General features: G+C 44.2%; 12 protein-coding genes. 4 read left to right on the top strand and 8 right to left on the bottom strand.

The genetic code is table 11. From position 1 onward, the window contains the following. Positions 1-57 precede the first annotated feature (57 nt). Positions 58-1,065 carry a methylmalonyl Co-A mutase-associated GTPase MeaB gene (meaB, locus tag AC1XUF_RS29610; RefSeq protein WP_483345491.1) on the bottom strand — a complete coding sequence of 336 codons (1,008 nt, stop codon included), beginning with the start codon at positions 1,063-1,065 and terminating at the stop codon, positions 58-60. Positions 1,066-1,202: 137 nt separating this feature from the next. On the opposite strand from meaB, the gene AC1XUF_RS29605 reads away from it, so the two are divergent. Then, positions 1,203-3,197 carry a M1 family metallopeptidase gene (locus AC1XUF_RS29605; RefSeq protein WP_483345489.1) on the top strand — a complete coding sequence of 665 codons (1,995 nt, stop codon included), beginning with the start codon at positions 1,203-1,205 and terminating at the stop codon, positions 3,195-3,197. Between the two features lie 71 nt (positions 3,198-3,268). Here AC1XUF_RS29605 and AC1XUF_RS29600 read toward each other — a convergent pair whose 3' ends face one another. The 5 genes from AC1XUF_RS29600 to yihA form a co-directional block, all read right to left on the bottom strand. Continuing rightward, positions 3,269-4,213, bottom strand: a complete 945-nt coding sequence (locus AC1XUF_RS29600) for a 3-oxoacyl-ACP synthase III family protein (protein ID WP_483345488.1) — start codon at positions 4,211-4,213, stop codon at positions 3,269-3,271. 144 nt (positions 4,214-4,357) lie between these two features. Beyond that, positions 4,358-5,479, bottom strand: a complete 1,122-nt coding sequence (locus AC1XUF_RS29595; protein ID WP_483345487.1) for a glycosyltransferase — start codon at positions 5,477-5,479, stop codon at positions 4,358-4,360. Beyond that, positions 5,476-6,135, bottom strand: coding sequence for a deoxyribose-phosphate aldolase (deoC, locus tag AC1XUF_RS29590; protein ID WP_483345486.1), 660 nt, complete (start codon positions 6,133-6,135; stop codon positions 5,476-5,478). The genes AC1XUF_RS29595 and deoC overlap by 4 nt, the downstream gene beginning before the upstream one ends. A gap of 77 nt (positions 6,136-6,212) precedes the next feature. After that, a complete protein-coding gene (locus AC1XUF_RS29585) occupies positions 6,213-6,740 on the bottom strand; it encodes a DUF5606 family protein (RefSeq protein WP_483345485.1) in 528 nt (175 codons plus the stop codon). Between the two features lie 107 nt (positions 6,741-6,847). Beyond that, positions 6,848-7,456 carry a ribosome biogenesis GTP-binding protein YihA/YsxC gene (gene yihA / locus AC1XUF_RS29580; RefSeq protein WP_483345484.1) on the bottom strand — a complete coding sequence of 203 codons (609 nt, stop codon included), beginning with the start codon at positions 7,454-7,456 and terminating at the stop codon, positions 6,848-6,850. A 152-nt stretch (positions 7,457-7,608) separates the two neighbouring features. Between yihA and AC1XUF_RS29575 the strand changes: the two genes are divergently transcribed. Further along, a complete protein-coding gene (locus AC1XUF_RS29575) occupies positions 7,609-8,076 on the top strand; it encodes a thioredoxin family protein (protein WP_483345483.1) in 468 nt (155 codons plus the stop codon). A 67-nt stretch (positions 8,077-8,143) separates the two neighbouring features. On the opposite strand, the gene gmd is transcribed toward AC1XUF_RS29575, so the two are convergent. Both gmd and AC1XUF_RS29565 read right to left on the bottom strand, forming a co-directional pair. Further along, a complete protein-coding gene (gene gmd / locus AC1XUF_RS29570) occupies positions 8,144-9,256 on the bottom strand; it encodes a GDP-mannose 4,6-dehydratase (RefSeq protein WP_483345482.1) in 1,113 nt (370 codons plus the stop codon). 68 nt (positions 9,257-9,324) lie between these two features. Further along, positions 9,325-9,891, bottom strand: a complete 567-nt coding sequence (locus tag AC1XUF_RS29565; protein WP_483345481.1) for an SPOR domain-containing protein — start codon at positions 9,889-9,891, stop codon at positions 9,325-9,327. 111 nt (positions 9,892-10,002) lie between these two features. Between AC1XUF_RS29565 and murB the strand changes: the two genes are divergently transcribed. Next, positions 10,003-11,019, top strand: a complete 1,017-nt coding sequence (gene murB / locus AC1XUF_RS29560) for a UDP-N-acetylmuramate dehydrogenase (RefSeq protein WP_483345480.1) — start codon at positions 10,003-10,005, stop codon at positions 11,017-11,019. Positions 11,020-11,032: 13 nt separating this feature from the next. Next, positions 11,033-12,259 (top strand): Dol-P-Glc:Glc(2)Man(9)GlcNAc(2)-PP-Dol alpha-1,2-glucosyltransferase, encoded by a 1,227-nt coding sequence (locus AC1XUF_RS29555; RefSeq protein ID WP_483345479.1) that lies wholly within the window; start codon positions 11,033-11,035, stop codon positions 12,257-12,259. Positions 12,260-12,335 lie beyond the last annotated feature (76 nt).

Genomic DNA, 12,335 nt, shown 5'->3' with positions numbered 1-12,335 from the left:
ATGATACGTTACGTTTAACGCTCAAACATAGTTCAAAAATGTTTTTGCTTGACATTTTTATGATTTGGGGAATGGAATCTGGGTTTTGAGAAATAATTCAAGTAACTCATTGGCAGCGCTAACCGGCAGCTCTTTTCCTTCCTGTACTTTTTTCTGAATGCCGGGCAATTGCTTTTTTACAGCCACATTTTCGTAAAATAAATCTTCCAGGGACTGGCGGACCTGATCGTGCAGCCACTCTGTATTCTGAGATTGACGATTTTTTATAAAAAAGCCGTTCGCTTGGGTTACTTCCGTGTATTCCCGAACCATGTCCCAGATTATATCCATCCCTATCGCTTCTAAGGCAGAACATGCGATCACTTGTACATTAAATCCGGATTCGGTTGCGGGAAGCAGGTGTAAAGCATTCCGATATTCGGAAACTGCTAGGTTTGCAGCTTTTTCATTGGAACCGTCTGCCTTGTTAACCGCAATGGCGTCTACCATCTCCATGATCCCCTTCTTCATTCCCTGGAGCTCATCGCCCGCACCAGCGAGCATTAAAAGCAGGAAAAAATCGGTCATACCTTTCACCAACGTCTCGGACTGGCCTACGCCAACAGTCTCTACAAGGATGATCTCATAACCTGCCGCCTCGCATAAAAGGATTGTTTCACGCGTACTTCGTGCAACGCCGCCCAGCGATAGGCGGGTGGCCGACGGCCGAATAAATGCGAGCGGATTATGGGAAAGTTGCTCCATTCTGGTTTTATCGCCCAGGATGCTTCCGCCTGACTTTTTACTGGAAGGGTCGATCGCGAGCACGGCGACACGTTTACCCAATGATGTCAGATATTGTCCGAATGCTTCTATGAAGGTGCTTTTGCCAACCCCCGGAACTCCGGTAACTCCAATACGAATTGCGTTTCCCGTTCTGGGCAATATGTTCTGAAGAATTGCACCAGCCAAAACCTTGTCGTCAGCCAGCCGACTTTCCGTAATAGTGATGGCACGGCCCAGCATCATCCTGTCGCCGGCAAGAATGCCTTCGACATAAGATTCGACGGAAAGACGCTTTCGCATGATGGTTTTGGAATAATTACACAGCGGCAATGTAAGAGGACTTTGCTGGGCAAAAGTTAAACTTTTTATTCTTAAAATGGCGAAAAAGCGTATCTTGCTCGTTTACAAACCTATATTTTCCATTATTAATTGATAGAATGAAAATTTCATTATTTCGTCTGGGTATGTTGGTGATCGGCACCCTGGGCTCGTTCGGCAGCATTGCGCAGGACGCAGGTAAAGGGGCATATGACGCGCATGTACTTTTTCATCCGCTTTTTAACTTTCAGCCAGGCAGTGAATACCGTACAGGAAGTGGTGCACCGGGACCAAGGTATTGGCAGAATCGTGCAGATTACAAAATCAATATAGCATTGGACGAGGATAAGGGTACAGTGAGCGGAGATATTGAACTAACCTATAAAAATAACAGTCCCGAGAGCCTGGAATTTATTTGGCTGCAATTGGACCAGAATGCTTTTAGCGATAAATCCAGAGGTGGGAAAACCACACCGGTTTCTGGCGGACGTTTTGGAAATACAGGTTTTGAAGGAGGCGATTCGATCAGATCTGTGTCTATTCAGCAAGGGAAGGAGAAGTTTGTTGAGGCGGATTATAAAATCACCGACACCCGGATGCAGATCCGTTTGACGACGCCTGTAAAACCGAACGGTGATATCATCAAGATAAAGATCGCTTATTCTTTTAAGATCCCGGAGTATGGGTCGGACCGTATGGGAACATTGGAAACGAAGAATGGGATTGTTTACGAGATGGCCCAGTGGTATCCACGGGTAGCTGTTTTTGATGATATAGAGGGCTGGAACCTGCTGCCCTATCTGGGCGCTGGCGAGTTTTATCTCGAATACGGAGATTTCGAATACAACGTTACCGTACCCTGGGACCATATTGTGGTAGGCTCCGGCGAACTCATTAACCCTGCCGAAGTTCTTACAGCTGAACAAAGAAAAAGACTGGCGGAAGCTGCGAAAAGTGATCAGACTGTCATGATCCGTACCGAGGAGGAGGTAAAGAACCCTCAGTCCCGCCCTAAACAATCGGGTACACTGACCTGGCGTTTTCGTTGCACGCAGGCACGTGATATTGCCTGGGCTACTTCTAAGGCATTTGTATGGGACGCGGCACGCATGAATTTGCCCAAAGGAAAAACGGCCCTTGCACAATCGGTTTATCCGGCCGAAGACGGTGGTTTGGAAGGCTGGGGGAGGTCAACAGAATATGTAAAAGGTTGTATTGAATTTTACTCAGGCTATGTGCATGAGTTTACTTACCCGACCGCAACCAATGTCGCCGGAATTGTAGGCGGGATGGAATATCCAGGTATCGTATTTTGCAGCAGCAAAAGCCGCAAAGAAGATCTTTGGGGCGTGACAGACCATGAATTCGGGCATAACTGGTTCCCGATGATTGTGGGTAACAATGAGCGTAAGTATGCCTGGATGGATGAGGGCTTCAATACTTTCATCAATTTCCTTTCGGGGGATAACTTCAATAACGGGGAGTATAAGACAATGCAGATGAATGACATGCATCGGCTGGCTCCAATGATTTTCCGTCCGAAAGCGGATCCGATCATGACCATTCCAGACGTAGTGCAGGCAGTTAACTTGGGCTGGGAAGCCTATTACAAGCCAGCACTGGGTTTGAAAATGCTTCGTGAGCAGGTTCTCGGTAAAGACCGTTTCGATTATGCTTTCCATTTATATGTACAACGCTGGGCTTTTAAACACCCCACGCCATACGATTTTTTCAGGACCATAGAGGATGCGGCAGGCGAGGACCTGGGCTGGTTTTGGAAAGGATGGTTTTTTGAAAACTATAAGTTGGACCAAGGTGTAAAAGAAGTGAGCTACGTGGAGCAAAACCCACAAAAGGGCTCTTTTATTACAATTGAAAACCTGGACCAATGGGCAATGCCTGCGAAAATTGATATAGAAGAAATTAGTGGAAAGAAAACCCGCATTGAACTGCCGGTTGAAATCTGGCAAAGAGGCGGGTCCTGGACTTTCAAAGCAGCCACCCAGCAGGCGATACGCTCTGTGACGATTGATCCTGAGCATAACCTGCCAGATATTAACCCGGATAACAATGTCTGGAGACCGGCGATGTTTGCTGAACCCGAAGTGAATTAGATATATCGATATTAAAAAAAGAGAGGTGGTTGAATTGCTCGGCCACCTCTCTTTTATGGTATATTGCTCGGCTACACAGTCAGCAGCATGGCGCCATAAGAGTACCCACCGCCGAAAACAGTAATTACAATGTTATCCCCCTTTTTGAATTTGCCTTTATTTTCGGAAAGTGCGATCGCGCAACCTGCACAGCCGGTATTCCCAAGATATTGAATATTGGAAATCAGCTTTTCAGGCGGTATGCCCAAGGTGTTGATTACATTGAGGCTGATCCTGTGATTGGCCTGATGTGGGATCAGGTAATCCAGATCGCTAATGGTAAGCCCGCAAGCCTGAAGTACCTGCTGACTCACCTTCGGCATATAAACGCAGGCATTTTGAAAAACGTCGCGGCCAAACGGCATGATCACGCCACGGTCATTAGGCCGTAAGACGACGGCCTCGATCGCTTTTCCGCTGGTCGCCGCGCCGCCTGTGATCAATTTTTTAATTTCCATATCCGATTCGGTCTGACGTTCTTTCGAAATCAACATTGCCGAAGCGCCATCTCCCCAAAGGTGTCCTGAAACGGTATCCATTTCATTGTAGTAGGCGGTATTATGGTCCGAAACAATTACCAATGCCTTGGACGCCTTACCCATCGCAAAGTAACCTTCTACAATTTCAATGGCGTTCAGTAAGGAAGAACAAGCGGATGAAATGCTTACGACCGGAATATCGGGAATCTGAAGCTGGTGTTGTACCGCGTGGGCCAGTGTAACTATGGTGTCATAGGGTGTATAGGTGGCACCTATGATCAAATCGATTTCATTTTTGCTGTAAGGGATATTTTCAAGTAAGGACTCTACTGCTTTTACTGCCATCGTGGAAGTATTTTCTTCCGGGGATGCCCTACGTCTTTCTGAAATTCCTGTTCGCTCTACAATCCACTCGTTGGACAGATTGTTAATATTTGTAAAATATTCATTACCAATAACTTCGCTTGGCAAATAATGACTAACTGTATTAATATACATGATTGAGAAGTTGACTTCGCAAACTACGATTCTTTTTGATTTCGAAAGTTAAATATTTCATAGAAATCGTAGTACTTAATATTTGAACAATTCAATAATAAATTTATAAAATGATACGGAATTAACCGCTTCCCCGTCAGATATCTATGCCTTTCGAATAAGAGAATTATAAAATGACAAAAGTGTTTCTTCTTCTGTTGTCCAGTTGTACCTTTCATACACGGACTTTTTTCCATTTAAACCCATTTTTGATCTTTCTGCGGGATTTTCGATGAACCAGGCCAGCTTATCGCATAATGCTTCCGCATCATATGGAGAAATACAAAAGCCACATTCCGAATGTTCCGTAACCTGCTTGTAAAGAGAAAAATCCGAAGTGATTACCGGCAGGCCCAACGCCATATATTCGAATAATTTAGTGGTGTAAGAATCCGGATAGTCAGCAACTGGTTTGAGCAGCGCAATTCCTGCAATACATCTCCCGGCAAAACTTAATGCGCGTTTTTGATCCTGATAACCATAAAAAGTCAAATGCCCGGCGACCTGCTCGTAACCGTGTAAGTGTTTTAACTTTTTTGACCCCAATCTTACAGGCCCAAATAAATGAACATGAAAATCTGGATAGAGGGATTTTAACTTTACCAATGCCAGTAATAATATATCAAAACATCGTTCCAATGAAATAACTCCTGCATAGAAAAACTCATATCGGGCAGAAATCGGGGTATGATTTTCGGGAATAGCATCAATGAGGGTTTCCGAAGCGAAATTACGGACAATAGCACTCGAATGGCTGAGCCGGCTGTATTCTTTCAGGTAGGCATCTTCGGTAAAAATAAGATGGAATTTCCTTCGGGCAACAGAGTCGAAATGGCGAAATAAAGTTTTGAAAATAAGGCTATTGTTGGATTGTTTGATCTCAAACTTCTTGTATAAGTTTTCCTGCACTTCGTAAATGACCTTGGCTCCCTTCCATTCGAACAGCAAGGCAGCGGGAATCAACTCCGGCACGAAGATATGGATTATATCAGGGTTAAGCCGCAGGCACTTCCAAAGCATAACGGGATGGCTGATCAACAACCTGAGGAGCAAACTTCTAAAGTACGGCAGTTTGATATTAAAAATACGGGTTACACTTTTATTGCCAGCATTGGGCAGGGCGCAAAAAACCTCATAGCTGGGAGCCAGCGAAGGAGCGATTTTGTAAACGATTCTCGGATCTGTCGCAGGATGAACTGTGCTGATAAGCAAAACGCGCCGTTTCATGCGGATACAACTATTGTAACACCTGAGGAAGTGCTAATCCGGTCCGCCCCTGAGTCAATAAGGCCAATGGCATCGTTATAGGAATAAACCGGGCCTCCTGCCTTTATTCTCACGGTAGAAGGAAGCATCGGTCTCAGCTTTCTCAAAATGTCCTGATCAGTATGGTTACCAATAAATCCGGCAGAAGTTTTCACAAAATCGGCATTAGCCTCGACGCAGATTTCGGCAGCGGTATAGAGGTCAAATGAATCGAGATAGGCGGTTTCAATAATTACCGTACATTGGGCTTCTGCGTGGTGCGCCATGTTTGAAAGTTGCTGCAATTCTTCCCTGACGCTCATATATGCCATGGATTTGAACTGGGAAAAATTCATGACCACTTCGATTTCGGTTGCTCCGCTTTTCAATGCCTGTTCTGCCTCGGCCATCTTTGTCGCCGTAGTTGAAAACCCAAACGGATATCCCACAACGGTCACGATTTCTATTCTATTCGGGCAAAATTCCAGCATTTCGGCTACATAAGGTACGAAAGTCGGGGCAACACAAACTGCTTTAAACTGATGTATCCAGGCTTCCTCGCATATTTTTCTAATGTCTGTTTCGCTGGCAACGGGACTTAGAAGCGTATGATCAATGAAGGCGGAGAGTTGGGTCATCGAGACAGAAATTCTATACTTAAAAAAATAAAAACCCCGCCGGGTCGACAGGGTTCTCGAAATATATCATGTGCAACCTAGGCGTCACTTTTCTCTTTTTTAGAAGCCTTCTTTGCTGGTTCTTCCGCTGGCGCCTCGGTAGTTTCCGCTGGTGCCGCTTCCGGCTCCTCCGTCTTCGCTATGAAGAGTTCAGGGGTATATTTTGATAGCAGATTGTACCAGGTAATGATCTTTTTAATATCCGATACATACACTTTAGACCTGTCAAAATCCGGCAGGACCTTAGCGAGGAACTCGATCAGTTGCTTGTCGGAAGCTGTTTTAACCGGCAGATCAATCTGCTCTCCATGCATTTCACGAATCGTAAGAAATACATCTTCAAGAGGGACAGATTCAGTTTCGCCATCGGTGAATATCGATACATCTTTCAGGACTGAAACGCGCGCAGTTGGCCCGATTAAAGTTTTTTCGTGTTTTTCATCAAGGCTTTCTACAATAACGCCCGCACGGCTCGGCTTAAGAATACGAAACAAACCGCCTTTACCAGAAACGTTGGCTATTTCCTTCAACAAATCCATTCCGGTTGACTCTACTTTTTCACTCATCCTTTCTTATTTATTAGTTATATCCTTAATAATGATACTGTTGAATCGATTACCAATTAAATTTTGCGCAAAATAACGGAAAGATTATCCCTTAAACAACCCAGGACTCACTTTGCCTTTTCAAACGACTGGTTATAAGTTTCTATTGTTTTTAAAATCGGCTCGGAACCTTCGTTTTTTTCAGCGGATGTTACGAACACAGGGGGAATTTCCTCCCAGATTTCAGCTAATTTTTGCTCATATGCCTGCACCTGACTGGCTACCTGGCCTGGTTTCAGCTTGTCGGCCTTTGTAAAAATGATATGGAAAGGAATTCCTGCTTCGCCCAGCGCTTCCATAAATTCGAGGTCGACGGCCAACGCGCTATGCCTTACATCAATGAGAACAAAAGTGCAAATCAGGTTTTCGCGGTTGTACAAATAATCGTGGATCATTTTCTCCCACTTTTCACGTTCTGTCTTGCTGACTTTTGCATATCCGTAACCAGGCAAATCGACTAGGTACCACTGATTATTAATCAGGAAATGATTGATAAGCTGTGTTTTGCCGGGTTGCTGGGAAGTTTTGGCCAGGGATTTTTTCCCCGTCAGCATATTGATCAGCGATGATTTGCCAACATTGGAGCGACCTATGAAAGCATATTCGGGCAAAACAGGATCAGGGCATTTCTGGTAATCCGAATTGCTCATCACATACTTTGCTTCCTGAACTTTCATATTTTTCTATTGGTTGTTAGAGCTGCAAAGTTACCCTTTTTGAAATCCCAATGGCATAATAATCCGTGCCTGCGGTTTGAAAGATATTGGATAAAATAAAACAAGGATGTATTTTCGTTAAAACTGAGTGTACAACAGAACCATCAATAAGAATGAAAAGTCTAAAAAATTTAGGTCTCCTGATCGCGGTTTTCGCCTTGACCTTTTCGATTGCAGAAGCGAAAGACGATAACAAGAAAGCCGGCAAAGCGGCAGAAAAAGGCATTCAGTTCACGGAAGCTTCATGGGCGTCGATCCTGAAAAAGGCAAAGGAAGAAAAGAAGATCATCTTTTTTGATGCCTATACGACCTGGTGCGGACCTTGTAAGCTATTGCAGAAAAACGTCTTTACGCGTGACGACGTTGCAGAAGTTTTTAACGATAAATTCATCAACGTAAAATTTGACATGGAAAGCGGAGAAGGTCCGGCTTTGGCCAACAAGTACCCTATCGAAGGTTATCCGACGCTTTTCTTTATCAATGCAAAGGGTAAAGTGGTCAAACAGCTCCTGGGGTATCAGACTCCCGAGACCCTAATCAAAGCAGCTAAATCGATCAAGGGGGATCCCGGGACGATTTAAGATATTTAGAGTATAAAAAAATAACCCCGGAAAGTAGCCGGGGTTATTTTTTTACCTGATATGCATCTTACTCGTAATAATTGGGGACGCGGTGGCCGCTGCTTTCCAGCAAACGGTCTTTTTTAAACAATGTAAGGTCAGCTGCAACCATATCGTTAACCAATGCTTTCAGGTCATATTTAGGTTTCCAGCCCAGCTTGGTCATTGATTTCGTAGGGTCCCCGATCAATAGCTCTACTTCCGTCGGACGGAAATACCTTGGATCTACCGCCACTACTTCTTTTCCTATTTCTATCTGGAAATCAGGATTTGAACAACTTGCTACCTTGGCAATTTCTTCCGCCCCTTCTCCACTGAATTCGACTTCTATCCCCACTTCGGCAAATGCCATTCTCACAAAATCCCTGATGCGCGTTGTGATACCGGTCGCAATGACGAAATCTTCGGGTGTATCCTGTTGTAAAATGAGCCACATTGCCTCAACAAAGTCCTTTGCATGGCCCCAGTCACGCTGGGCGTCCAGATTTCCCAGGTAAACTTTATCCTGAAGTCCCAATGCAATGCGGGCTACGGCACGTGTGATTTTCCGGGTTACAAAAGTCTCACCTCTCAGCGGGGATTCGTGGTTGAAAAGAATTCCGTTCACGGCGAACATATCGTAAGCCTCCCGGTAATTTACCGTGATCCAGTAACCATAAAGTTTCGCGACAGCATAGGGCGAGCGGGGATAGAAAGGCGTTCTTTCCGACTGGGGAACTTCCTGGACCAACCCATACAATTCAGAAGTCGAAGCCTGATAGATCTTTGTCTTTTTAGTTAAACCCAAAAGACGCACGGCTTCGAGAATTCGTAAGGTGCCTATTCCGTCCACATTGGCAGTGTATTCCGGTTCTTCAAAGCTTACCTGGACATGCGACATAGCGCCCAGATTATATATTTCGTCAGGCTGCACTTCCTGAATGATTCGAATAATATTCGTAGAATCACTCAGATCACCGTAATGCAGGTGAAATCGCACATTTTTTTCATGCGGATCTTCGTAAATATGGTCAATTCTTTGTGTGTTGAATAGTGAGCTACGGCGCTTGATACCGTGTACTTCATATCCTTTGCTCAGTAAGAGTTCGGCCAGATAAGAACCGTCCTGTCCGGTAATTCCGGTAATTAGGGCTTTTTTCATTATAAGTTGCAGTATGTATATGGGATAAAAAATATCCAGGTTAAAAAAGAAAATACAAAGTAGATAATCTAGTTGTTATCGGAAGCCGTGCCCAGCATCAGGCTCCTTCTGATATCAACTTTGTCTGCCAGGATCATTGCTGACGAATACTGCTCGCGGATCATTTCGAGGTATTGTTCAGCATCGCTCCGGTACATAAAATCGCCTACCTTGACACGATAAGTAGGCTGAGAATAAGACACATATGGATTTAGGTCGGGGAATGCCTGATAGATATACGACTTGGCACCATCCGCTTCCTGCCTCACATTACCGACATAAATCTGAATCCGGAAACCATTGATATACCGAATGGACTTGTTATGTTTTGCCAGCGTATCTAAAACTGTTTCCAGTTTTTTGTTGACATACAATGGCTTGTCGGCTACTGTTTTAGGAACGTTGTTGCTTTTTGCAGGTTGAGTAATTTCGGCTTTTTCAAAAGAAGGTTCGACATATTCATATCGAGGACGGACAGCAGCGAGATCTTCCTTGTATTCGGCGCCGGAAGAACTAACTACTGATTTTTTACTACATCCCGAAATGATGATTATACCAAGATGCAGTGTCCATAAAAATTTCTTTGTCAGCCTCATATCCAGGACAGTTCTAACTGAACCCACAAACTTAAACAAAATTGCATGAATCACCATACCACTTAATTTTGAATGTAATACCTAACTTTACTGTCCATATCTATTCTTTCAATGCAAATTCAAACGAACTTTTCGCTCCGGAATTATAATACTTTTGGGCTTGAAGCAATTGCACTTTACTTCGCCGAAGCGAAATCAGCAGAAGAATTGACAAAAATCCTTTTGGATCCTGCCTGGCAATCGACAGCAAAATTCATACTTGGCGGCGGCAGTAATGTCCTGTTCACTAAAAATATCGAAGCATTGGTTATTCATCCCGACATCAAAGGGATAGAAAAGATAAAGGAGGATGATTCGTTTGTGTGGATCAGAGCGGGCAGCGGCGAAGTATGGCATGACTTGGTGATGTATTGCGTCGGACATCACTACGGCGGCATCGAAAATCTTTCGCTGATACCGGGAACGGTTGGCGCGGCACCCATGCAGAATATTGGTGCTTACGGGGTTGAGATCAAAGATGTTATCGAATCCGTTGAGGCTATAGAGATAGGAACAGGCACAAAACGGATCTTTTCAAAAGAAGAGTGTCATTTCGGATATAGGGAAAGCATTTTCAAACGAGAGGTTAAAGGTCGATATGTAATCACGGCAGCAACATTTATTTTAAAGAAAAAGCCGGTGCTGAACATAGGTTACGGGGATGTCAGGAAAACATTGGAAGAAATGCAGATCAGCAACCCTTCGATCCGGGATGTAAGTAATGCTATTATGAAGATCAGAAGAAGCAAGCTGCCCGATCCGGCTGTTATTGGAAACGCGGGAAGCTTTTTCAAAAATCCGGAAATTCCGGAAATGCAATATAAGTCGCTCAAAAAAGAATATACCGAACTGCCGGGCTATCCAGCTAGTGCCGGGAGTGTAAAAATCCCCGCGGGCTGGCTCATCGAGAAAGCCGGCTGGAAAGGTTACAGGGAAGGCCCGATCGGCGTGCACGAAAAACAGGCGCTGGTATTGGTGAATTATGGAGGGGGTACCGGAAATGCAATTCGATTACTTTCTGAAAAGATTCAGGATTCCATTGAAGCTCAATTCGGCATTCGTCTGGCGACTGAGGTCAATTTTGTTTAAAAATCAAAGCTTTATGCAACGCAGAAATTTATATACATCATTAGTTATCCTCCTGTTATTTGCAGTAATCTTTTTTCTGAAAGACCAATTCACGGGAGCGCTTTATCAGGATGAATTTCATTATCTGCCCACAGCAGTATTTTTTAGCCGGGAACCACTCCCCTCTCTAGAGTTATTAAAAAGCTATAATGAACTGAACACGCCGATCCCTTTTATACTGGGGGGATGGGTAGTAAAATTGTTTGGGGAGAACATTCAATATTTGCGGCTGCTCACATTATTTACCAGCTTCTCATTGTTGATGCTGTTCATCTGGAACAGCCCTGAGCGTTCCAAAAGGTTTTGGCTTTGTCTGGCCGGACTGATGATCTTCCCCAACTATTATTTGTGCAGCGTTTATTATTACACAGACATTTTTGCCATGTTTTTCACTTTGGGCGGTATTGTGTTTTATTTGAAAAGGCAGCATTGGACAGGCCTGCTGTTTTTCGCCGCCGCGATATGCTGCCGACAATATATGCTGGCTTTTCCAGCGGCAGTAGCAGCTTTTGAAGTCCTTAAGATTGTTAAGGAGGCAGGAAATATCAAATCTTTCACGAGCAGGCTCAAGTCTGACCGGGCGTGGATGTACTACACTGCCGCGGTGTTGAGTATCATTCCCTGGGTCCTGTTATGGCATGGGCCTGCGCCGGCGCCAGTGATGGCGGAGCAGCATTATAATTCGGATAAGCTGGTGCAGTATAATTTCGGTTTCCTTATTTATTCTTCGGTGGTGGTGTCCGTTTACTATGTGATTCCAGAGATGCTTTTCACAGGAAGATTGAAATATCTGGTCAGTTATCCCCTCAAGAAGCCAGGGTTATTTGCTTTGTTACTTGGGTTTGTAGCCGTGCTGATCATTTTTTTCCCGGCCCGGCAGGCTTATAACCCCTATTTCACCTGGCCTTTTTTGGGTTATATCGATCAACTATTCATGACCATCGGCATTACCGGTTTCGTCAAGCAGATCTGCTTTGGAATATTGATGATGATTACGCTGATCAGATTTGTTACACCGCCATTTAATCTTGCAAGCTGGATGGTTATATTGAACACCTTGTTGCTGGGCAAGGCACAGTTATCTTGGGACAAATATTCATTGCCACTCATCATGGGGCTTTGGTTCCTGGCAATGTTTGACGAACAATGGAAATTTTCGGATCGGCAAAAGGAAATGGAGCTTGCCCAAAATGAAAAATAATAACAATATATTTATAACAGTTAACGCCATTGCGTATCTGAACATAGAATCGGTTTTAGTTTGTCACAAAGAAGGT

The sequence above is a fragment of the Dyadobacter sp. HNCC25DJ185 genome (assembly GCF_056895195.1).
Note: the sequence above shows the minus strand (reverse complement) of the source record. Positions and strands in the feature narration are given on the sequence as shown.